This window comes from Candidatus Pelagibacter sp., from assembly GCF_052049575.1.
Classification (GTDB): domain Bacteria; phylum Pseudomonadota; class Alphaproteobacteria; order Pelagibacterales; family Pelagibacteraceae; genus Pelagibacter.
Genome location: NZ_JBNGZQ010000002.1, coordinates 452,839 through 476,548, shown reverse-complemented (window position 1 = coordinate 476,548; position 23,710 = coordinate 452,839). Strand labels below are relative to the sequence as shown.

At 30.1% G+C, this 23,710-nt stretch carries 21 protein-coding genes and 1 tRNA gene; 14 read left to right on the top strand and 8 right to left on the bottom strand.

Translation table 11 applies throughout. The features are described from left to right. Window positions 1-2,073, top strand: a complete 2,073-nt coding sequence (gene glyS, locus ACTT9C_RS06080; protein ID WP_440923602.1) for a glycine--tRNA ligase subunit beta — start codon at window positions 1-3, stop codon at window positions 2,071-2,073. Beyond that, a complete protein-coding gene (ppdK, locus tag ACTT9C_RS06075; protein WP_440923601.1) occupies window positions 2,066-4,732 on the top strand; it encodes a pyruvate, phosphate dikinase in 2,667 nt (888 codons plus the stop codon). Before glyS ends, ppdK begins: the two co-directional genes overlap by 8 nt. Window positions 4,733-4,747: 15 nt before the next feature. Here the strand turns inward: ppdK and nadC are convergent, their stop codons facing one another. After that, entirely contained in the window at window positions 4,748-5,581 is an 834-nt protein-coding gene (gene nadC / locus ACTT9C_RS06070; RefSeq protein WP_440923600.1) for a carboxylating nicotinate-nucleotide diphosphorylase, read from the bottom strand. A gap of 6 nt (window positions 5,582-5,587) precedes the next feature. After that, a complete protein-coding gene (gene nadA / locus ACTT9C_RS06065) occupies window positions 5,588-6,577 on the bottom strand; it encodes a quinolinate synthase NadA (protein WP_440923599.1) in 990 nt (329 codons plus the stop codon). 56 nt (window positions 6,578-6,633) lie between these two features. On the opposite strand from nadA, the gene ACTT9C_RS06060 reads away from it, so the two are divergent. Further along, window positions 6,634-6,719, top strand: a tRNA-Leu gene (locus ACTT9C_RS06060). A gap of 5 nt (window positions 6,720-6,724) precedes the next feature. Here ACTT9C_RS06060 and ygfZ read toward each other — a convergent pair. Further along, entirely contained in the window at window positions 6,725-7,612 is an 888-nt protein-coding gene (ygfZ, locus tag ACTT9C_RS06055; RefSeq protein WP_440923598.1) for a CAF17-like 4Fe-4S cluster assembly/insertion protein YgfZ, read from the bottom strand. 43 nt (window positions 7,613-7,655) lie between these two features. Between ygfZ and ACTT9C_RS06050 the strand changes: the two genes are divergently transcribed. After that, entirely contained in the window at window positions 7,656-8,963 is a 1,308-nt protein-coding gene (locus ACTT9C_RS06050) for a dihydroorotase (protein ID WP_440923597.1), read from the top strand. On the opposite strand, the gene ACTT9C_RS06045 is transcribed toward ACTT9C_RS06050, so the two are convergent. Together ACTT9C_RS06045 and ACTT9C_RS06040 are read right to left on the bottom strand one after the other, a co-directional pair. Then, complete coding sequence (locus tag ACTT9C_RS06045) at window positions 8,956-9,288, bottom strand: DMT family transporter (protein ID WP_440923596.1); 333 nt, start codon at window positions 9,286-9,288, stop codon at window positions 8,956-8,958. The genes ACTT9C_RS06050 and ACTT9C_RS06045 overlap by 8 nt on opposite strands. Further along, window positions 9,281-11,182 (bottom strand): propionyl-CoA synthetase, encoded by a 1,902-nt coding sequence (locus ACTT9C_RS06040; protein ID WP_440923595.1) that lies wholly within the window; start codon window positions 11,180-11,182, stop codon window positions 9,281-9,283. Before ACTT9C_RS06040 ends, ACTT9C_RS06045 begins: the two co-directional genes overlap by 8 nt. Before the next feature lie 211 nt (window positions 11,183-11,393). Here ACTT9C_RS06040 and ACTT9C_RS06035 point away from each other — a divergent pair, with 211 nt between their 5' ends. From ACTT9C_RS06035 to ACTT9C_RS06020, 4 genes are all read left to right on the top strand, one after another. After that, on the top strand, window positions 11,394-12,170 hold the full coding sequence (locus tag ACTT9C_RS06035) for a bacteriorhodopsin-like (protein ID WP_440923594.1): 777 nt from the start codon (window positions 11,394-11,396) through the stop codon (window positions 12,168-12,170). A 78-nt stretch (window positions 12,171-12,248) separates the two neighbouring features. After that, a complete protein-coding gene (locus ACTT9C_RS06030; protein WP_440923593.1) occupies window positions 12,249-12,569 on the top strand; it encodes a 2Fe-2S iron-sulfur cluster-binding protein in 321 nt (106 codons plus the stop codon). Next, complete coding sequence (locus ACTT9C_RS06025) at window positions 12,570-13,586, top strand: NAD(P)/FAD-dependent oxidoreductase (protein WP_440923592.1); 1,017 nt, start codon at window positions 12,570-12,572, stop codon at window positions 13,584-13,586. It abuts the gene before it with no gap. Further along, a complete protein-coding gene (locus ACTT9C_RS06020) occupies window positions 13,583-14,212 on the top strand; it encodes a glutathione S-transferase family protein (RefSeq protein WP_440923591.1) in 630 nt (209 codons plus the stop codon). The genes ACTT9C_RS06025 and ACTT9C_RS06020 overlap by 4 nt, the downstream gene beginning before the upstream one ends. 218 nt (window positions 14,213-14,430) lie before the next feature. Here the strand turns inward: ACTT9C_RS06020 and ACTT9C_RS06015 are convergent, their stop codons facing one another. Further along, window positions 14,431-14,955: a TraR/DksA family transcriptional regulator gene (locus ACTT9C_RS06015; RefSeq protein ID WP_440923590.1), complete on the bottom strand. Its 525-nt coding sequence runs from the start codon at window positions 14,953-14,955 to the stop codon at window positions 14,431-14,433. A 79-nt stretch (window positions 14,956-15,034) separates the two neighbouring features. Here ACTT9C_RS06015 and ACTT9C_RS06010 point away from each other — a divergent pair, with 79 nt between their 5' ends. The 4 genes from ACTT9C_RS06010 to ACTT9C_RS05995 are packed head-to-tail and all read left to right on the top strand — an operon-like array spanning window position 15,035 to window position 21,120. Beyond that, window positions 15,035-16,357, top strand: a complete 1,323-nt coding sequence (locus tag ACTT9C_RS06010) for a glycosyltransferase family 39 protein (protein WP_440923589.1) — start codon at window positions 15,035-15,037, stop codon at window positions 16,355-16,357. Window positions 16,358-16,370: 13 nt separating this feature from the next. Further along, window positions 16,371-17,240, top strand: coding sequence for a glycosyltransferase (locus ACTT9C_RS06005; protein ID WP_440923588.1), 870 nt, complete (start codon window positions 16,371-16,373; stop codon window positions 17,238-17,240). Next, complete coding sequence (gene ppc, locus ACTT9C_RS06000; RefSeq protein ID WP_440923587.1) at window positions 17,237-19,924, top strand: phosphoenolpyruvate carboxylase; 2,688 nt, start codon at window positions 17,237-17,239, stop codon at window positions 19,922-19,924. Before ACTT9C_RS06005 ends, ppc begins: the two co-directional genes overlap by 4 nt. Then, window positions 19,921-21,120, top strand: a complete 1,200-nt coding sequence (locus ACTT9C_RS05995) for an alginate lyase family protein (RefSeq protein ID WP_440923586.1) — start codon at window positions 19,921-19,923, stop codon at window positions 21,118-21,120. The genes ppc and ACTT9C_RS05995 overlap by 4 nt, the downstream gene beginning before the upstream one ends. Here ACTT9C_RS05995 and ACTT9C_RS05990 read toward each other — a convergent pair. Both ACTT9C_RS05990 and ACTT9C_RS05985 read right to left on the bottom strand, forming a co-directional pair. Further along, window positions 21,113-22,393 (bottom strand): Y-family DNA polymerase, encoded by a 1,281-nt coding sequence (locus tag ACTT9C_RS05990; RefSeq protein WP_440923585.1) that lies wholly within the window; start codon window positions 22,391-22,393, stop codon window positions 21,113-21,115. The two genes, ACTT9C_RS05995 and ACTT9C_RS05990, sit on opposite strands and share 8 nt — an antisense overlap. Then, window positions 22,371-22,766 (bottom strand): LexA family protein, encoded by a 396-nt coding sequence (locus ACTT9C_RS05985; protein ID WP_085147312.1) that lies wholly within the window; start codon window positions 22,764-22,766, stop codon window positions 22,371-22,373. Before ACTT9C_RS05985 ends, ACTT9C_RS05990 begins: the two co-directional genes overlap by 23 nt. Window positions 22,767-22,929: 163 nt before the next feature. Between ACTT9C_RS05985 and ACTT9C_RS05980 the strand changes: the two genes are divergently transcribed. Both ACTT9C_RS05980 and ACTT9C_RS05975 read left to right on the top strand, forming a co-directional pair. Then, complete coding sequence (locus ACTT9C_RS05980; protein ID WP_440923584.1) at window positions 22,930-23,478, top strand: SOUL family heme-binding protein; 549 nt, start codon at window positions 22,930-22,932, stop codon at window positions 23,476-23,478. 1 nt (window position 23,479) lies between these two features. Continuing rightward, a complete protein-coding gene (locus tag ACTT9C_RS05975; protein WP_440923583.1) occupies window positions 23,480-23,710 on the top strand; it encodes a hypothetical protein in 231 nt (76 codons plus the stop codon).

Here is a 23,710-nt window from a genome sequence, read left to right as displayed (position 1 = left end):
ATGTCAGAATTTTTTTTAGAGCTATTTAGTGAAGAAATTCCTGCTGGGCTTCAAAAAAATTTAAGAGAAAAAATTTTAGAAGATTTTAAAAATTTATTTGAGAAAAAATCAATAAGATCAAAAAAAAATTTTTCTTTTTCAACTCCAAATAGGTTAGTTCTAGTTTTTGAAGGCCTAGATAAACAAATTAAAATTAAATCTAAAGAGATTAGAGGCCCTAAAACTAGCGCTCCTGAACAAGCGTTGGAGGGTTTTTTGAGATCAAACAAAATTAACAAAAGCGATTTATTTAAAAAAAAAACTGAAAAGGATGAGTTTTATTTTTACAAAACTGTAGCAACCTCATTAAAAACACATGATTTACTCACTGAATTCATTCCAAAAATTTTGAGCAACTATCAATGGAAAAAATCAATGAAATGGGGTGAATTTGATTTAAATTGGGGAAGACCATTAAAATCAATTTTATCAATATTTGATAAAAAAATTTTAAGTTTTAAATTTCATCATTTAGCTTCCTCTAATTTGACTTTTTTAGATAAAGATTTTGAGGAAAAAAAAAGATCTTTTGAAAATTTTAAGAAATATGAAAAATTTTTTGAAGATAATGGAGTTATCGTTAATCAAAATAAAAGATTAAAAATAATCAATAAATCTTTTTTAAAGATATTAGGAAAAAAAGGGTTAAAAATTAATGAAAATCCTAAATTAATGGATGAGGTTGTAAATTTAGTAGATAGCCCAAATGTTTTATTGTGCAAATTTGATAAAAAATTTTTATCAGTTCCTAAAGAGATTTTGACTTTAACAATGGAGTCTCACCAGAAATATTTTCCAACATTTAATGATAAAAATGAAATTACAAATGAATTTTTAATTGTAACGAATAAAAAAGACAAAAATGGTCTCATTAAAATAGGTAATGAAAGGGTAGTTGATGCAAGATTAAGTGATGCAGAGTTTTTTTGGAATAAAGATAAAGCTCAAAATTTAGTAAAAAAAGTGTCAGAATTAAAATCAATGAATTTTTTTAAGGGGCTTGGATCTTATTTCGACAAAGTTCAACGAATGAGAAAAATTGGTGGAATGATTTCAGATGAATTGTTAATTAGTAAAGAGAAAGTAGAATTGTTAGCATCAATTTGTAAGACTGATCTTACTTCTGATCTCGTTGGTGAATTTCCTGAACTTCAGGGACTTATGGGAGGGTACTTTTCTGAATACCAAGGATTTGATAAAGATATTTCTTTAGCTATTTCTGAGCAATATTTACCAATTGGACTCAATTCAATAGTTCCAAAAAAACCATTCAGTGTCACGTTATCAATTACAGATAAGATTGATACTTTAGTGGGTTTTTTTGGTATTAACGAGAAACCTACAAGTTCAAAGGATCCATTAGCATTGAGGAGAGTTGCTCTAGGTATAATAAGAACCATTATAGAAAATAGAAAGAATTTGAAAATAAATGATCTTTTGAATTATTCCTCACGCCTTTACGATGACCAGGGATACAATCTTGAAAACAAAGATTTACAAAAAGAATTACAGGATTTTTTAAAAGATAGGTTTAGATACTACCTTAAAGACAAAGAAATACGTTACGATATAATTGAAGCCACTTTATCATCATTCTCATTAAATAATTTATTTTCGTCTTTTGAAAAAGCAAAATGTCTTAACAAGGTAATTAACACCCAAATTGGTATAGACATCAATTCAAGTTATAAAAGAGCATCAAACATTTTAGATCATGAGATGAAAAATAACGAGATTGAAATAAATGATACAACTGATCCTGGTATTTTTAAAAGTGACTTTGAAAAAAACTTATATAAAAAAATTAATGATATTAAAAAATATTATTCTACCATAAACAGTGATGAAAATTGTGAAAAATCATTATCAATTTTAGCTGAAACTAAAAAAGAAGTTTTCGAATTTTTTGATAATGTAAAAGTTAATGAAGATAATGAAACTTTAAGAAAAAATCGTTTGGAACTTATTAATATGTTATGTAAAACGTTTCAAAATTATATAAATTTTCAATTTTTAAAAGCTCATAATGAATAAGTTAATTCTTAATTTTAAGTCTAAAGATTCAAAAAAAATAAAAGATCCAAAAAATTTTTTAGGTGGTAAGGGAGCAAATTTATCTGAAATGGGAAGAATGGGTTTACCAGTACCTCCTGGTTTTACTATCTCAACAAAAGTGTGTGAAATTTTTTATAAGGATAAAAAAAAATTAAATTCCAAATTAATTAGCCAAATAAAAAAAGAAATTAAAACAATAGAAAAAGATGTATCAAAAAAATTTGGAGATTTAAAAAATCCTCTTCTTTTATCAGTTCGATCTGGAGCAAGAGTTTCAATGCCAGGTATGATGGATACAATTTTGAATTTGGGACTAAATGACAAAACAGTTGTTGCTTTGGCTAACAAAACATCTAACGGAAGATTTGCGAAAGATAGCTATAGAAGATTCATCCAGATGTATGGAAATGTAGTCATGGGTGTTGAAAGTTACAATTTTGAGGAATTGATTGAAAATTATAAGTTAACAAAAGGTGTATTGCTTGATACGGATCTCGATGAAGAGGATTGGGATGGTTTAATAAATGATTTTAAGAATGTAGTTAAAGAAAAGACTGGTAAAGATTTTCCTCAAGATGTTTATCATCAATTATTCGGTGCAATAAGTGCTGTATTTTTATCTTGGGAGAGCAAAAGAGCGAAAGTTTACAGAAAGTTGAATCAAATTCCTTCTGAGTGGGGAACAGCTGTTAATGTTCAATCTATGGTTTTTGGAAATATGGGTAATGATTGTGCAACAGGAGTTGTCTTCACTAGAAACCCTTCAGATGGGTCAAATGATATTTATGGAGAATATTTGATTAATGCTCAGGGAGAAGATGTTGTGGCTGGAACAAGAACTCCACAGTACATTACAAAGAAGGCAAGAAAAGAAGCAAAAGTTGGTGATGCATCTATGGAAGAGTCGATGCCAGAAGTATATCACGAATTATATAAAATTTTAAAAAAACTAGAGAAACATTATAAGGATATGCAAGATGTGGAGTTCACTGTTGAAAGTGATAAACTTTGGATATTACAAACTCGATCTGGAAAAAGGACATCAAAATCTGCAGTAAAAATTGCTGTTGATATGGTTAGAGAAAAGTTAATCAATAAAAATGATGCTGTTTTAAGAGTTGATCCCAACTCTTTAGATACGCTTTTGCATCCTACTTTAGATGAGAGAAGTTCAATCAAAGTTATAGCAAACGGTCTTCCAGCGTCTCCTGGTGCAGTAAGTGGAAAAGTAGTTTTCAGCTCAGAGGAGGCTGAAAGATTAAATGATATGATGCAAGATACAATTTTAGTTAGAGTTGAAACTTCTCCAGAAGATATTCAAGGAATGCATGCTGCAAAGGGAATTTTAACTTCAAGAGGAGGTATGACTAGTCATGCTGCAGTTGTAGCTAGGGGAATGGGAAGACCTTGTGTTTCTGGTTCAAGTGAAATTGAAATTAATTACGATAAAAAAGTCTTTAAAACATCTTCGGCTGAGATCAAAGAAGGTGAAACAATTACTATTGACGGCTCTACAGGAAGGATAATTTTAGGTACAGTTCCAACTATAAAACCTGAGATTTCAGGAGATTTTTCAAAATTGATGAGCTGGGCTGATAAAATTAGAAAACTTAAAGTACGGACTAACTCTGAGACTCCTCTAGATACTAAAACAGCCAGAGATTTTGGTGCGGAGGGAATTGGACTTTGTAGGACCGAACATATGTTTTTTGACGAGGAAAGAATTTTATCAGTACGAGAAATGATTTTATCAAAAACGGTAGATGATAGATCTAATGCTTTAAAAAAGATTCTACCGCACCAAAAAAAAGATTTTATTGAGATATTTAAGATTATGCATGGTCTTCCAGTTACTGTAAGATTATTGGATCCACCATTACATGAATTTTTACCAAAATCTGACAAAGAAATTTCTGAAGTAGCTAATGTTGTTGGATCAGACAAAAAAGATATTGAAAGCAGAATAGAAGAACTTCATGAACAAAATCCAATGTTAGGACATAGAGGTTGTAGACTTGGCATTTCATTTCCTGAAATTTATGAGATGCAATGTAGAGCGATATTCGAGGCTCTCGCAGACTTAAAAAAAAACAAACAAAAATTTGCTTTTCCGGAGATAATGATTCCTTTGGTTTCAACCGAAGCCGAGATTAAAATAATGAAAGATTTAGTAATCAATACTGCAAGAAAAGTTCAAAAAGAAAATAAAACAAAAATTGAATTTCTTGTGGGCACAATGATTGAGTTACCTAGAGCAGCAATTAAGGCTGATGATATTGCAAAACATGCTGAATTTTTTAGTTTTGGCACTAATGATTTAACACAAACGACTTTTGGAATAAGTAGAGACGATAGTGGAAAATTTTTAAATGATTATATAGATAATAAGATTTTTACTATTGATCCGTTTGTATCCATTGATGACGGAGTGAAAGATTTAGTCGAAATAGCGGTTTATAAAGGAAAAAAACAAAATAAAAAAATTAAGCTAGGTATATGTGGTGAACATGGTGGTGATCCAAAGAGTATTAAATTTTGTTCAAAAGCCGGGCTTAATTATGTTTCCTGTTCACCTTACAGAGTTCCTATAGCTAGATTAGCAGCGGCACAGGCTGAGCTTACGAAAAATAAAAATTAAAAAAAATCAAATAATCTAGATTTCTAGTTTGAAATCTATAGCTGGGGCACTATGAGTAATGCTCCCGATTGAAATTCTATCAACGCCAGTCATAGCGATAGATTTTACAGTTTGAAGATTTATATTCCCCGAAGCTTCTGTCTCATAATTTTTTTTAACAAGTTTTACACCTGCTCTAAGATTTTTAATACTCATATTATCAAATAAAATAGTATTAAATTTAAGACCAATAATTTTTTTCAGTTGCTTTAAATTATCCACTTCAACAGTAATTTTTTTTCCTTTTTTATTTTTTATTGCTAATGAAACTAATTCTTTTAAATCAGAGCTAGCGATATGATTATCTTTAATCAAAAATTCATCACTTAAATTAAATCTATGATTTGTACCGCCTCCTAATTTAACTGCATATTTTTGAATAACCCTATAATTTGGTAAAGTTTTTCTGGTACAGCAAATTTTGCACTTTTTTCCAGCTAGTTTTACAAATTGATTTGTTTTTGTAGCTATTCCAGAAATATGAGATAAAAAATTTAATGCAACCCTTTCTGCAATCATTATAGAATTAGCTTTACCTCTTATTACCGCTATTACAGAATTTTTTTTGACTGTGGACCCATCTTTTTTTTTTAATATAAACTTAATTTTTTTGTCAACTTGTTTAAAAGACTGTTTTACAAATAACAAACCTGCAACAACTGCTTTTTGATTAGAAATTATTTTTGCTTCAATAATTTTGTTATCATTTAGGAGATTAGACGTTATGTCTCCGTAAGGATACAAATCCTCCGTGAGAGCAAGATTTACTCTATCTTTAATAAAAGTTTCACTTAATCTAATTTTTGACACGAAGTGTTATCTACCGATAGCAACCATTTTTTCTACTGACAATCTAGCTCTATCAATTGTTTCTTGGTCAATGATAATTTCACCAGTTTCATTTTCTAAACAGTCTAATATTTTTGGTAAAGTAATTTTTTTCATATGTGGACACATATTACATGGTTTTATAAATTCAACATTTGGATTTTCCACTTGAATATTATCACTCATAGAACACTCAGTTACCATCATTACTTTTTTTGGCTGATTATCTTTAACATAGTTAATCATTCCCGATGTTGATCCTGCAAAATCGCTTGCTTTAATCACTTCTGGTGGACATTCCGGATGTGCAATTATTTTAATTCCAGGATTATTTTTTCTTATATTGTTAATTTCATTTTCATTAAATTGATCATGAACAATACAAATTCCTTTCCATGAGATAATTTCAACGTCGGTTTGTGAAGCAACGTATTTAGCTAAATAGTCATCAGGTAAAAAAATAACTTTTTTAACTCCTAAGGATTTTACAATCTTGACTGCGTTAGCAGAAGTGCAACACACATCTGTCTCTGCTTTTACATCAGCAGATGTATTTACATATGAGACAACAGGAACTCCTGGATACTTTTCTTTTAACAATCTTACATCTTTACCTGTAATTGAAGAGGATAATGAACAACCTGCTTTCATATCGGGTAATAAAACCTTTTTATTTGGACTCATTAATTTTGCAGTCTCAGCCATAAAGTGAACTCCTGCCATAATAATTATATCGGCTGAGGTTTTTGATGCTTCAACAGCAAGAGCCAAAGAGTCTGCAGAAAAATCTGCAATACCGTGATAAATTTCTGGAGTTTGATAGTTATGAGCAAGTATTACTGCATTCTTCTCTTTTTTTAATTTATTAATTTTATGAATATAAGGAGCATGAACTGCCCACTCAATCTCAGGCATAACCTTTGAAATCTTCTTATAAATCGGATCAGTTGCCAATCTTACTTCTTGATTAAAATCCATAAACAAATTTATCAATTTGAAACCTACTTGTCATTGATTTAATGTGGGTCATATTTGCGGCCATGCTGAAATTGGTAGACAGGCACGGTTGAGGGCCGTGTGGACCTAGTCCATGAGAGTTCGAGTCTCTCTGGCCGCACCAAAAAATTAAATCTTTAGCCATTCAGGTATAAATATTTTAAATGATCCATTTTTACTTTTTAAAGTAAGATTTTTATTGAAATTTTCATTTGAAAATTTTACCAAAGCAAAGGGATACTCTTCATTTATCAAAATTTTTCCAATTTCAACCTTATTACAATATACCGTTTCATCTTCATCAAGCTTTCCATCAATTATCTCAACCGGCAATAACCTCTTAGAAAGTTTATTTTTAAGTTTAATTCTAGCAGTATTTTCTTGTCCTACGTAACATCCTTTTCTAAAATCAATACCATTTAGTTCTTCAAAATTACACTCAATACCGAATAATTTATTTTTTAGTTTATTTAAATTCTTTGGAACAATCCCAAGTTTATGACTTTGATGATAATAGTCCTCAATTCTATCATCTTTTAATTCAAGTTTTTTTAGAGACAAATAAAGCTTTTCTAAATTAATAATTAATCTAGCACCCAAATTTTTATTTCTTGGATCAAGAACTATTGGATCTTCTCTATATCTCATAGTAAAACCAAGAATATCTTTTGAGCCATCTATTGATAAATATTTTTCATAACCAAAACTTGCAACAACAAATTCATTGCTAAGATTAAGGATTTCTACTTTTGATCTTATTTTATATAAATTTAATTGTTTTAATATTTCTTCAGATTGAGACTTTTCACAATCAATAAAAAAACCTAATTTATGCTTAACAACTATAAATTCATAAAGAAACTTGCCTTGAGGGGTTAATAATGAGGCAAAACAACTTGAATGATCTGTGACCTTATTAATGTCATTGCTAATCAAATTTTGCAAGAAGTCTCTAGCGTCCTGGCCATTTACATAAAGTATGGCTCTATCTTTTAATATATAAACACTATTATTCATATTTGATTGATCGTTAAATTTAATATAATAACTTTTTTCACAAATGTTAGATCTAATAATCAAAAATGGGCAATGTTATATCAATGGAAAACTAGAGGATAAGGATATTGCCGTTAAAGATGGTAAAATATTAAAAATTGGTCAAATATCAGAAGATGCAAAAGAGGTCTATGATGCTAAAAATAAAATTACCTTACCTGGCTGTATAGATACTCAAACCCATTTCAGAGAACCGGGTTCTACAGACACAGAAGATCTTCACTCTGGAAGTAGAGCAGCGGTAGCCGGTGGAATTACAGCGGTATTTGAAATGCCAAATACCAACCCTCCAACCTCAAACTTAAAAGAATTTCAAAGAAAATTGGATCTTGCAAAAAACAGAATGTATTGCAATTACGCTTTTTATTTTGGTGCAACAGCAGGAAACGTTAATCAGTTAGCGGAGTTAAAAAATTTAGAGGGCTGTTGTGGTATAAAATTGTTTGTAGGATCCTCAACAGGTAATCTTTTAGTGGCACTTGAGGAAGATATTGATAAAGTTTTTCAAAATAGTTCAAAGGTAGTAGCAGTCCACTCTGAGGATGAAGAAATCTTGAATAAGAATAAAAAATTAATTAAAAATGGTGATGTGCATTCCCATCCTATTTGGAGAAGTGAGGAATGTGCGATTTCCTCGACTAGAAGAATAGTTAGACTTGCAAAAAAATATAATAAGAAAGCGCATGTGCTTCATATTACTACTAAACAAGAAGTAGATTTTTTATCTCAACATAAAGGTAATATTACTTTTGAAATAACACCACAACATTTAACAATTTATGCACCTGATTGTTATGATAAACTTGGAACTTACGCACAAATGAATCCACCTATAAGAGACAAATCTCACTATGATCGATTGTGGTATGCAGTAAGAAATAATTTTAATGATACAATTGGCTCGGATCATGCACCACATCTAAAAGTAAATAAAGATAAAGAATATCCTAATTCTCCATCAGGCATGCCTGGTGTACAAACACTTATGCCAGTAATGTTAGATCATGTTAATCATGGAAAATTATCACTCACCCAACTAATAAATCTGGTGTGTGAAAATCCAATAAAAATATTTGGGATAAAAAACAAAGGATTTATTAAAGAAGGATATGACGCCGACTTTACTATTGTTGATATGAATAAGAAAATAACAATCAAAAATGAGAATATAGAGAGTAAATGTGGATGGTCACCTTTTAATGATGTTGAATTTAAAGGAACACCCGTAGCGACAATAATCTCTGGTAAAATAAAGATGAAGGATGGAAAGATTTTAGGTGAACCTGAGGGCACACCTTTAAAATTTAATTAATTTTTACAGTAAAACTATTAACCAGTATCACACCAACAACAATAAGAAACAGACCTGCAATAGCTTGCCAAGCTAAAGTTTGTTTAAAAAAGAAATATCCAAGTAATGCTATTGTAAAAACTCCAAGTCCACTCCAAGTGGCATAAACAATTGCTATTGGGAGTTTATCCATTACAAAAGTCATCAAATAGAAAGACACTAAATAGAATATTGTTAGACAAACTGTTGGAATAATCTTGGTAAAATTTTGTGAAACTGGCAACAACATTGTTCCAGCTACCTCACAAAATATGGCGATAAGTAGAAAAGAGTATGTTTTAACCATTATTAAGTATTTTATTATCAATCAAGTCTTGTTTAATCTCATCAAGAATTGCTGGATCATCAATTGTTGGAGGCATTTTATATTCAACATTATCAGCAATTTTTCTAATTGTTCCTCTTAAAATTTTTCCAGATCTTGTTTTTGGAAGCCTTTTGATAACAATTGCAACTTTAAATGCGGCCACAGGACCAATTTTATCTCTAACCATTTGAATACATTCTTTGGAAATTGTCTCGTTATCTTTATCAACCCCAGCTTTTAAAACTATTAATCCTATTGGTAATTGTCCCTTCAATTTATCTGCAATACCAAGAACTGCACACTCAGCTACAGATTGATGTTCAGATAAAACCTCTTCAATGGCACCAGTTGATAGTCTATGGCCAGCAACATTTATGATGTCGTCAGTCCTAGACATGATCCAGATATAGCCATCCTCATCAATATGACCTGCATCATAAGTTTGATAGTAACCATCATAGTTCGACATATAATTTTCTTTATATCTTTGATCTGCATTCCAAAGAGTTGGAAATGTACCAGGAGGTAAAGGCAATTTTACTACAATATCTCCCATTTCGTTTGGTTTAGCTAAAGTTTGATCTGACTTAATAATTTTTACATCATAACCTGGTACTGCTTTACAGGCTGAACCATATTTTGTTTTCATCATTTCTATTCCTGTACAATTTGAGCTTATTGCCCAACTTGTTTCAGTTTGCCACCAATGATCTATCACTGGAACTTTTAATAAATTTTCTGCCCATTTGATCGTGTCTGGATCTGCTCTCTCACCAGCAAGAAATAAACTTTCAAAACCACTAAGATCATATTTAGAGAAGAATTTTCCATCAGGATCTTCTTTTTTAATTGCTCTAAATGCAGTGGGAGCTGTAAATAAAGATTTCACTTTATAATCAGATATGATTTTCCAGAAAGCCCCTGCATCAGGTGTGCCTACAGGTTTACCTTCAAACAAAACTGTTGTGCATCCTTTAAATAAAGGGGCATAGACTATGTAAGAATGACCAACAATCCAGCCAATATCACTTGCTGACCACCAGATATCTCCTTCATCTATGTTATAGATATTTTTCATTGTCCATTTTAAAGCTACAATGTGACCTCCAATGTCTCTTACAATACCTTTGGGTGTTCCTGTGGTGCCTGAGGTATAGAGTATGTAAGCAAACTCATTTGAATTCATCTCCACACAGTCAGTATCTTTTGCATCAGCAAGTGCCTCATCCCAACTAATTTCATTAGGTCCATTTAATTTAGCCTCATGACCTTTTCTTTGAAATAAAATCATCTTACTAATCTTATGACTTGCTAGTTTAACAGCTTCATCTACCAATGGCTTGTATTCAACCGTTCTACCTGGCTCAAAACCACACGAGGCAGTTACTAGAATTTTAGCTTTGCTGTCATCTATTCTGCTGGCCAATTCATTTGATGCAAATCCACCAAAAACAACGGAGTGTATCGCTCCAATTCTTCCACAAGCAAGCATTGCAATGACTGCTTCAGGTATCATTGGCATATAAATTATTACTCTGTCGCCCTTATTGACGCCTTGATTTGTTAATGCCCCTGCAAATTTAGAGACTTTTGATTTTAATTCTTCATATGTAAGTTTACTTTTTTTACCTGTGATGGGACTATCGTAGATTAGTGCAGTTTTTTGACCTTGTCCGTTATCTATATGAATATCCAATGCATTGTAGCAAGTATTTGTTACCCCATCTTCAAACCATTTATAAAAAGGGGGGTTAGATTTGTTTAAAATTTTTGATGGTTTTTTAAACCAAAAAATATCGTCAGATGCCTTTCTCCAGAAATTTTCAGGGTCTTCGATTGATTTTTTATAAATTTCTTTAAATTTATCTGACATAATTCTTTTGATTCGTTAGTTAATTTATTGTGGTTTTTAAATCACAAATTGTATTTAATTTTAAAAAACGAGTAAAATCAATGTAAATTAATGACAATTAGGTCTTCTATTAAGTGTTTTTATTTGGTATTTAACCACAACTTTTGCTTAGGGAAGCCTAAGCTTAGTTTATATAAACTAAAGTAAAAACTAACTAAAGAGGGAGTTTTTTATGAAAAAACTTAAACTGTTTGCTCTAGCAGCGTTAGCCCTAGTGGGTTATGCAGGTGTTGCTAATGCAGCAGACGCAACGATGTTAGCTCAGGATGACTTTGTTGGAATATCTTTTTGGATAATTTCAATGGGTATGTTAGCAGCTACAGCTTTCTTCTTCATGGAGAGAGGCACTGTTAACCCTGCGTGGAAAACATCAGTAACTGTTGCAGGTCTTGTAACTGGTATTGCTTTCATTCACTACATGTACATGAGAGAAGTATGGGTTGCTACAGGTGACTCACCAACAGTATACAGATATATCGACTGGTTAATTACTGTGCCATTACAGATGGTAGAATTCTACTTAATTCTAGTAGCAGTAAGAAAAGCAAACTCTGGAATGTTCTGGAGATTGTTAATCGGTTCATTAGTAATGTTAATCGGAGGATACTTAGGAGAAGCTGGATACATCAACGCTACACTTGGTTTTGTAATCGGTATGGCTGGATGGATTTACATTCTATATGAAATATTCTCTGGTGAAGCTGGAAGAGCTGCTGCTAAAAGCGGTAACAAAGCTCTTGTAACTGCGTTCGGTGCAATGAGAATGATTGTAACTGTAGGTTGGGCTATTTATCCATTAGGTTATGTATTTGGTTACCTAACAGGTGGTGTAGATGCTAACTCATTAAACGTTGTTTACAACTTAGCTGACTTCATTAACAAAATTGCATTCGGTCTAGTAATCTGGGCTGCTGCAATGAGTTCAGGAGCTGGCTCAAGAGCAAGATAATTACTATTTAAAGTAAATTTATAGGGCGAGTATGTTTTACATACTTGCCCTATTTTTTTTTAAGTCTATATATACTTGATGGCCAAAATCATATACATAACATCTGATGCTAAAGTTCATGAAATTGAGGTTCAAAATGGTCTCACTGTTATGGAAGGCGCTGTTCAAAACAATATACCTGGTATAGATGCTGACTGCGGAGGTGGAATGGCATGTGCGACTTGCCATGTTTATGTCCAAGATGATTGGTTTAATAAAATTCCTAAGAAAGAAGATGGAGAGGAAGATATGTTGGATATGGCATTTGAACCAAAAAAAAATAGTAGATTAAGTTGTCAGCTAATTGTTTCAGATGAATTAGACGGCTTGGTTGTTAACATTCCAACAAAACAAGCATAGATGAATAAAACTGATGCATTAATTATTGGAGCAGGTCCAACAGGATTATTTACTGCACATCAACTAAATTTGATTGGACTAAGCTGTGAAGTAGTTGACAACTTAGATAAGATTGGCGGTCAATGTATCGAGCTTTATCCTGATAAACCAATATATGATATACCTGCGGTGCCTGAATGCACAGGAGAGGAGTTAACAAAAAATTTAATTAATCAGTTAAAACCTTTTGATATCAAATTTCATTTAGGTGAAAGAGTAGAGGAAGTAAAAAAAGATGATATTAACTGGATTGTAAAGACAAACAACGGAAAAATATTTTCTACTCCAAATGTAATTATAGCAGGAGGAGTTGGTTCATTCGAACCAAGAAAATTTCCTGTAAAGGAATGTGAAAAATTTGAAAATAAATCTATATTTTATTCAGTAAAAGATAAAAAAATTTTTGAGGGAAAAACAGTAGCAATTTTTGGTGGTGGAGATAGTGCTTTAGATTGGGCAGTTGAATTATCGAAAAAGTCTAAAGTAAATTTGATACACAGAAGAGATGAATTTAGAGGTGCACAAGCTACTGTTAGCAAAATGCATACTTTAGCAAAAGAAGGTAAAATAAATCTTTTTACAAAATATCAAATGACATCGGTCAAAGGCAATGGTCAATTAGAAAGCATAGAAATAAAAAATGATGATGATGAAATTAAGAATATAAAAGCTGATTATGCTTTGGGGTTTTTTGGCTTAATTATGCAGCTAGGACCCATCGCTAATTGGGGACTTAATTTAGATAAAAAAACCATAGAAGTTGATACAGAAAAATTTGAAACTAATCAAAAAGGGATTTATGCAGTAGGTGATATTTGTACTTATCCTGGTAAATTAAAACTGATTTTGTCTGGTTTCCATGAAGGAGCTTTAGCAGCAAGGGCATGCTTTAAATTAGCAAGACCAAACGAAAAATATAGATTTGAATTCACTACAACCTCATCAAACTTATTGAAAAGACTTGGAAAAAAAGAGTGATAGATCTTTACTCAGCTAATACACCTAATGGCAAAAAAATTAGTATTATGCTTGAGGAAATTGGATTTGATTATAAAGTAATTAAAGTTGATATTAATAACGGTGAACAATTTAAAGATGAGTTCAAAAAAATAAGTCCATTAAGTAAAATTCCAGTAATTATTGATCATAAAAATAAAAAAACTGTTTTTGAATCTGGAGCAATCCTGATTTATTTGGCAGAGTTAAGTGGAAAATTTTATAATTCTGAAGAAAGATTAGAAATTAATCAGTGGTTGATGGCTCAAATGGGTTATGTTGGTCCAATGTTAGGTCAACACCATCAATTCCATCATTATAATCCTGGAAAAAGTAAATTTGGTGAGGAAAGGTATTTTAAAATTTCTAAACGAATATACAAGGAATTAGACGAGAGATTATCTAAATCAAAATATTTATCAGGTGATAATTACACAATTGCAGATATTGGTACATTCCCTTGGATAGCAAGACACGAATGGCATGATATTGGCCTTAAAAGTTTTAAAAATCTTACAAGATGGTATGAGGAAATTTCAAAAAGAGATGGTGTAAAAAAAGGATTTGCTTTTATTGATAAAAATGAGTTTCCTCCCGGACCATATTAGTTCATTGAGCTAAGCAATCTAAACAAAGAAGCAAAAATTCCATGACCTGAAACTTCTATGGCAAGGACAATGATGATTATCAAAAGTATTTTTGTATCCATTAACTAAATACAATAAATAACAAAATTATCCAAAATAGACCATAATAATAATATATATACTTTTTAGTAAAATAATAAGTAACTGGATTGTGAACTTTTTTAGTTTTTTTCTTTTTTTTAGTCATCTGCGTGAACTTTCTCATCCTTTTCATGTTTTTCTTGAGCAGCAATTGTATACTTAGCGACAGGTCTTGCCATGAGTCTTTTTAGCCCAATTGGCTCTGCAGTATCAAGACAGAAACCATAAGTGTCATCTTTAATTCTCATTAAAGCTTTATCTATTTCAGATATTAATTTTATTTGTCTATTGATCGCTTTCATTTCTACATTTTTATCGGTATATGAACTTGCTTGATCTACAATGTCTGCAGAAATACTATTATCGTCCATACTTCCATTGTAAAGAGCTTCATTATTTGCTTTGACTAATTCTTTTCTCCATTCTTGTAATTTCATTCTAAAAAAAACGCGGTGCTTTTCGCACATATATTTTTCAGTCTCTTTTGGAATATAAGTTTTTGAAATTTTTATTGGGCCTTTATTAATCTCTTTTGTTTTGATTACTGCTTTAGATTTTGTTTTATGAGCAGACTTTTTTTTGGATTTGATTACTTTTTTTTTTACTTTGCTAGTTTTAGCCATAATTTCAAATTGAATTCGAGGGAGTATATTCAGCAAAATATGGGTGTCAAGTAACGTTAATTATTGTAATTATTTACTTATGAATGTTTCAAAAAGAAATATAAATAATATATTTTTAATTTTTGCGTTATCACATTTAATAATTTGGACATTGGTACCCTCTTTAACCAATAATAATTTGCCTTTAGATACAATCGAAGCTTTAGCATGGGGTAGTAACTTAGATTGGGGATTTAACAAACATCCACCAATGAGTGCATTTTTTTCAGAAGTTTTTTTTAAAATTTTTGGACCACAAGATTGGTCATATTATCTTTTAAGCCAAATTTTTGTTGTGATTTCTTTTTACTATGTATTTAAGTTTTCCAGCGAAATTTTAAGAGATACAAAATTAAGTTTGATTTCGGTACTCTTGTTAGTATCAATTTATTTTTATAATTTCACAACTCCAGAATTTAATGTGAATGTTTGTCAATTACCCTTCTGGTCATTAGTGGTTTATTATTCTTGGAAAATATATAATTCCAAAAAAATCAGTTTTTTAGACTGTGTTTTAGTTGGGTTATTTGGTGCCTTGGGCTTTCTATCAAAATACCTATTCGTATATTTGCTAATATCAATTGATTTGCTTTTTATTTATTTAATTTTTTATAAAAAATCAAAAAAATTTGATTTTAAATATCTGATTACTTTAGAAGTATTTATTGTTTTACTAATACCTCATTTGGTTTGGCTTTATAACAATGATTTTATTTCGATTTTATATGGTTTAAAAAGAACAGGTTTAGAAAATAGCATTACACTAAATCACATAAATCAACCATTAATATTTTTGATTAAACAAATAGGGATATTAATTCCATTATTCTTTTTAACTTGGTTATTGATAAAAAAGTTTAAATTTAAATTTAATTTTAAAGATAAAAATTTAATTTTTTTAATTGCAATAAATATCTTACCAATTTTATTGATGCTATTAACATCAATAATGACTGGATCAAAAATTAGAACAATGTGGATGACGCCCTTTTATTTATTTTTTGGAGTATTATTAGTTTATCTTTTTAAATCTCAAGTAAATTTAAAAAAGATCAAATCTTTTTTAATGGGGTTTTTATTCTTGTTCTTTTTATCTCCAATGATTTATTCATATGTGTCTTTAACTCAAAAAGACAAACGCACAGATTATCCTGGAAAAGAAATTGCTTCAGAAACTCAATCTATCTGGAATCAAGATTTTAACGAAGAAATTCAGTTTGTGACTGGTGATGAGTGGAAAGCAGGGAATCTTTCATATCACTTAAAATCGAGACCCAAATGGGAAGGTTACTCAAACGATAATATATTGAAAAACTCCTCACAATTTATTTGTATTAATGATGTATGTTTAGGAAGATACTAAATTAAAAAACTTTATGAAAATTATAGTTTTAATCCCAGTGTACAATGATTGGAAATCAGTTTTCAAATTATTAGATGAGATAAATGATTTATCTTTGGAAGATGAGTTTCAACTTTCTGTAATAATAGTTAATGATGCATCAAATTTTGATCGTCAGGAAATTGAAAAATCTTTTGAAAATATTAATTCAATTAAGATATTGAATATGGAAAAAAATCTTGGTCATACAAGGTGTATAGCAACCGGTCTAAAGTATATTTTTGAGAAAGATCAATTTGATTATGTTATTCCTATGGATGGAGATGGAGAAGACAACCCTGACGAAATTAAAGAATTTTTAAAAAAAATAAAAGATTCTCATGAAAAACCTATTGTAGGTGAAAGATTGAAAAGATCCGAAAACATGATCTTTAAGATTTGTTATCAATTACATAAAATAATTACTTTTGTTTTTACTGGTAAATCAATTAAATTTGGTAACTATACATGTTTACCAAAATTAACTGTAGAAAAATTGATTAAGGAAAAAGCCACTTGGAATAGTTTTTCAGGATCTTTAAAAAAAACTGAAAATAATCTTATTTCTATACCTTCTAGAAGAGGTTCAAGATATTACGGCCCTTCACAAATGAGTTTTACTAATTTAATAAAACATTCTCTTTCTATTATAAGTGTCTTTAGAAAAACATTTTTAATTCGATCAGGACTTTTTATAATTATTTATATCTTAATGATAAAAAATAATGCCTCTATAATTACTTCTATACCTTTAATAATATTACTAATAGCCGTTTATTCTGTTTCAAATTTAGCTTTAAGAGAGAATATGGATGAGTTTAAAAATTCACTAAATCAAATTAAAAATATTGATGAAATTCAATGAAAAAAAAAGATCTTTATTATGAAAGAATTCCCACAAAACTTTTAAGGGAAGATGTTAGACATTTGGGTAATATACTTGGAAAAGTTATTAAGTCTCAAGAGAGTGAAAAGTTTTTCATTTTAGTAGAAAAAATTCGAAAATTATCAAAAGCGAATAAAAAAAATCCAAATGAAAAGAAATTAAATAACAAAGTATTAAAGGCCATAAAAAGTCTTGATCCTAAAAATACATTTAAGCTTACAAGAGCATTTTCCCATTTTATGAATTTTATGAATTTAGCTGAATTAGTTGATGCTTCTAGAAGTTTAAATGAATACGAAAACAATAAAAAAAAAATAAGTAAAAAAAATTTATTTATTGAGGAAATTTTTGAGGATTTATTTAAAAAAAAAAATATTTCAAATAATAAGATTTATGATTTAGCTAAAAACTTAAATATAGGTATAGTTTTGACTGCTCATCCAACGGAGGTCAAAAGAAGAACTTTAATTCAAAAATATCACAAAATAATAGAGATACTTGAACAAAGGGAGTTACTAAAGAATTTTCCTTCAAAACTAAAACTTCTAAATAAACAACTTTTTGATGAATTAACAATTATTTGGAACACGGATGATTTGAAAAGAACAAAACCATCTCCTTTTGATGAAGCAAGATGGGGTCTTGCAATTATAGAAGATAGTTTATGGGATACTGTTCCAAAAGTTTATAGAAAATTAAATTCTATATTCGTAAAAAATATGAACAAGAATTTACCTAAAAATTTTAATCCAATAGTATTTGGTTCATGGATGGGAGGGGATCGAGATGGAAATCCAAATGTGACTGCTGAAGTAACAAGAGAAGTAATTTTATTATCTAGATGGGAAGCAGCAAAATTATATGAAAAAGCCTTAACCAAAATAATAAGATCTTATTCTATGGAAAAGTGCTCTAAAAAAATTTTGAATAAAGTTGGAAATTCATTTGAGCCCTATAGAGTTTTTTTAAGACCTCTTAGAGATAAAATGCGAATAACACATAGGTTGATAGAACAACACCTAGTTCAAAAAAAACCATTGGATCAAAAAAAGTTATTGAGCTCTCGAGAGGAAATACTTAGACCACTTAGGGTCGTAAGAGAATCTTTAGAGGAAAATCAAAATGAAAATATAGCTAGTGGGGATTTATTAGATTTAATGAGGCGAGCTAAATGTTTTGGAATTAACCTTGCAAGACTAGACATAAGACAAGAGTCATCAAGACATAAGCAATTAATTTCTGAATTAGTTAAAGCTAAGTATAAAAAGAATTATTTAAGTTTTAGTGAGAAGGAAAAGTTAAATTTTTTAAGATTATCAATTATTTCTAAATCTAAGAAAATAGGAAATTTTCAATTTAGAAATAAAGAAAATAAAGAAGTTTGGTCTACATTTAAAACTCTATCCAAAGAACCACCAGAGTGTTTAGGCGCATATGTAATTTCGATGACTACATCTGCCTCTGATATCTTATCTGTTTCTTTCTTACAAAAAGAGGCAGAAATAAAAGACAAATTAAGAGTAGTTCCTTTGTTTGAAACTTTGGATGATTTAATTAATGCAAAATCTATAATGCAAACTTTATTCTCCCAGAGCTGGTATAGAAAATTAATAAATCATAATCAGGAAGTAATGATAGGATACTCAGATTCGAGTAAGGATGCAGGAAAAATATGTGCAAGCTGGCATCAGTACAAAGCACAAGAGGAAATTATAAAGCTAGCAAAAAAATTTAAAATCAAAATAACATTTTTCCATGGCAGAGGAGGATCAGCTGGTAGAGGAGGAGGTCCAATACAAGCTACTTTAAGATCTCAACCTCCAAATTCTGTGAATGGTAATATTAGAATTACAGATCAAGGCGAAGTAATTCAACAAAAATATGGATATGAACCTTTGGCTAATTATAATTTATGTAGTTATATAGGTGCGGTTACTGAAGCCACATTAAACCCACCACCAATCCCAAAAAAAGAATGGAGAAATCTAATTGAAAAGATGTCTGATATATCTAAAAATTCTTATCGAAAAAATATTAATCAAAGCTCTGATTTTATAGAATATTTCAAAACTGTTACTCCACACAAAGCATTGGGTAAACTATTCATTGGTTCAAGGCCGTCAAAAAGAAAAAATGTTGATAACATCAAAAGTCTAAGAGCTATTCCATGGGTCTTTGCTTGGACACAAATTAGATTAATGCTTCCTGCTTGGTTAGGAAGTGCAGAGGCTTTGAGGTATTCATATATTAAAAAATTTAGGAAGATTTTATATGATATGGAAAAAAACTGGCCTTTTTTCAATTCCATGCTCGACATGTTAGATATGGTAATATCAAAAGCAGATCCAGAGATATCAAAAATTTATGAAGAATTTCTTGCAGATAAAAAACTTAAGAGAGTTGGAAAAAAACTAAGATTTCAATTTGATACGATTAAAAAATTGAATAAAAAGATTGCACCAAAAGAAATTCTTAAAATAAGAAAACAATTTAGGTCTGCAGCTATTGTAAGAAATATTTATTCAGAAGTTTTAAATATTATTCAACCAATTGTTATCTCTAAACTTAAAAAAAATAAAAATAAAAAAAATAGAAAAGATTTAGAGGATGCATTGTTGACTTCTATAGCTGGAATTTCTGCAGCAATGAAAAATACTGGATGAGACTAAAAATAGTTATTTTTTTTATTTCATTATCATTCATCTTTACCAATTTTTCTTATGGTGATTTTAAAGAAATAAAAAAAAAAGCAACAGTCAATAAACCAGAAATTATTTTTCCAATTAAAAAAGATAAAAAAAAATGTATTACTGATATGTATATCAGCCCTGATATTAACTACATTAAGCCCATATTAAAAGTTGAAGCGCCTTCAGGATATGGTCTCGATAACAGATTCGATAATGCTAAAAGTAAATTCGAGGATTTTAGTTTTCCATGTAGTGGTGGAAATGTAGAGGCATGTCAAAATGTTAAAAGAGTAATTTTAGAATGGGCAAAAGCCGATGCTGCAAAAAGAACTGGCCCCTCTGATGGGGAAGGAAGACATTGGAATGATACCTTAACCGTAAATTTATATATAGCTTCACCAATGATAGCAGCTTACTCATTTGCTAAACAAGTAATAAATATTCCAAAAGCTGAAGACAAAATAATTAAAGATTGGTTTAAAAGAATTGTCAGAAAAAATAAACATTTAATGTATGAATATTCTAATTATAAAACTGGATCAGGTGCAAATGGCACTCCTAAAAGAGCCCACAATCATGCTTTATCATCTGCAGTGAGCCATATGCAATTAGGAATTTTGTTAAATGATAGTAAGTTATTTAGAACCGCATTTAAAAATTTTGAAGCAGCCATAAGATACCAAAGAAAAGATGGAAGCATGCCTATAGAAACAAGAAGGGGTGGAAGGGCAATGTTTTATCAAGCAAGAGCAATGAATGCATTAGCTGTCATTGCTATAATAGCTGAAAATCAAGGTTACAATGTTTGGAATTATGAGCATAAAGGTAAAAATTATCATAACATTGTTAAATTTTTTATAGATTTTACTGAAAATAATGAAATCGTTTTCAAGTATGCAAAAAGCATGAAGCATCCAGGACCTGCTAAAAATTATAAGAGACAAGATCTTAATAGTAGGTCGAGCAGTAACTGGGGATGGTTATACGCTTATGCTTCAAGATTTCCTGATCACGAAAATGTTCAAAGACTAAAAAAATGGTCTCAAGATAAAAGTAATCTTAATAGTTATCAGTGGGATATAGTTCATCATTATTTAAAAATTGGAAAAAGACCTTTTGGTTCAGCTTCTTGGACAGTTGTTGAACCTAATTGTCATTTTACTAAATAGCTCTAATTGTCGGGAGGCAATAAAAATCTGCTGTATCTATTTTAGAAGAGTATTGTCTTCTCATGTTCCATTTTTTATGAACACCTGCACTCGCAAGGCTTAATGTGGATCTCCCATATCTATAATTAGTATTATCAATTGATCGCATTAAACTTTTTATCTTTTCATCTTTTTCTGATGAAAATAAATTTTTTCTACCATCATCGTTACGTAGTCCTGTAAGCATGACACCTGCTTTCTGATATCGATATCCATTTTTGAAAATGCTTTCTAAAATTGAAACTGCAGTTTTAACAGTTTCAATACTATTGTTTGTTGCAATGGGAAAATCAATTGTCTTTGCATTTGAATAATAGCCATAGTCTCTTTGAAAAGGACTAGTTCTGACAAAAACTGTAATTGCTTTTGCAACTAAAGACTCTGATCTAATTTTTTCAGATGCATTTAAACAATAGTTTGCAACCGCTTCCTTTAATTCTTGAAACTTTTCTATTCTCTTTCCAAATGATCTTGAAACGACACAGCTCTTTCTTTTTGTTTGTGTTGTCTCTAAACCAATACATGGCACTCCTCTAAGTTCCATTGCAGTTCTAGAACTTAAAACGTTGGAACATTTTTTGATCCAAGTATTAGATTTATTTTTAAGTTGTTTTGCATTGTAAATTCCATTCTTTTGGTAAAACTTCGTAAGTTGTCTACCAACGCCCCAAACATCATTAATTTCAACTTTCTCTAAAATAGGATCCAAATTCTCAATACCAATTAAGCTTGTTACTCCTGATTGTTTTTTCTTTGCAATGTGATTTGCAACTTTACTTAAAGTTTTGGTTTTAGCGATACCAATGCTAGTTGGAATCCCAGTCCATTGTAAAACTGTTTCTCTAATTTCTCTTCCAACTTTTTCAACTTCAGTATCTGGAAAATTAGATAAATCTATAAATGCTTCATCAATTGAATATACCTCTATTTCAGTATTAAATCTTTTCAGAGTTCTCATTACCCTTCTAGATAAATCTCCATATAAAGAGTAATTTGATGAAAAAACTTCAACTTTATTTTTTACAATAATATCTTTTGCTTTAAAGTAAGGCTCACCCATCTTGATCCCCAGCGCTTTTGCTTCATTGGATCTAGAAATGATACAACCATCATTATTGGATAAAACAACCACAGGTTTTTTTCTTATTTTTGGATTAAATAATCTTTCACATGAAACATAGAAAGAATTACAATCAACTAAGCCTATTTTTTTAGTACGTAGAATGGATGACATAAGTCACAACCCCCCAAATAAAAACATCTTCTTCTTCATTAATTAAAATTCTATTAGAAAAATCTTTAGAACCTGACGATAGAAATTTTTTATCTCTTTCTTGAACTAAAGTTTTAACTACAAGCTCATCATGAACATTTGCAATAACCGTTGAAAAATTTTTTGGTTTTAAACTTTTATCGACAACCAATAAGTCTCCATCATTAATCCCAACATCGACCATGGATTTACCTTGAACTCTGATAATAAAAGTAGCTGGAACATTTTTGATTAAATGCATGTTCAGATCGATATCTTCTTCGATATAATCAGTGGCAGGTGATGGGAAACCAGCACCAGCTTTATGTAGATAATAGGGAATAGTTAGTTTCATGTTCTTGTTTTGTTCTAATTTATAGCTCATTTATACAATGCACGCAAGAGGTTGTATTTTGAGTCCGTAATTGAATCAAAAGTGAATCAAAACGTGAACATCAAAACCATATTTTGTATGCTTGTGGATAACTTCAACCAGAGATAGTTTAATTAAAAACCAAATGAAAAGAATTTTAGTAATTTTAATTTCAATATTAACTTTAAGTTCTCAAGCTATGGCATACGAAGAAGCAAATTACGAAGTAGTAAAAGAAAATAAGGAATATGAAATTAGAAAATATTCTGATCGGTTAGTTATTGAAACAAATTCTATAGAGGGTAATGGTTTTAGAAAACTATTTAATTATATTTCAGGCAACAATGAAAAAAATCAGGAAATTAAGATGACAGTCCCTGTTACTCAAGAGATCAAAAATGGAAATATGACTATGCAATTTTACCTACCTTTAAAATTTAATAAAGATAATGCACCTAAACCTTCTAATTCAGATATTAAAATTTTAACTATAGAGGGTGGATATTATGCTGTAATTGAATATTCAGGCAGATCTTCAGATAAAAACTTTTTAAAGAACAAAGACATACTTGAAAAGTTACTGAAACAAGACAATATCACAATTTTAAGTCCGCCAATAAGAGCATCTTATAATTCACCATTTACTTTACCAATGTTAAAAAGAAATGAAGTAATGTATAGAATAGATCTATAAAATGAAAAAAGTTTTAATTATAATTCCGTTATTTTTATTTCTTAGCTCAAATGTAAATGCAGAACTTGAAACACTTCCTGAAGAAACAACTGTGAATTCGTTAATAAAAAATGGGTATAGAATAATAGATACTGGTGCAACATCAAAGTCTTTACTATATCACTTAATGAAAGGAAAAAATTTAGTTACTTGTGAGATAGGAAATGATGAAACTATTTGTATAAAACCTTAA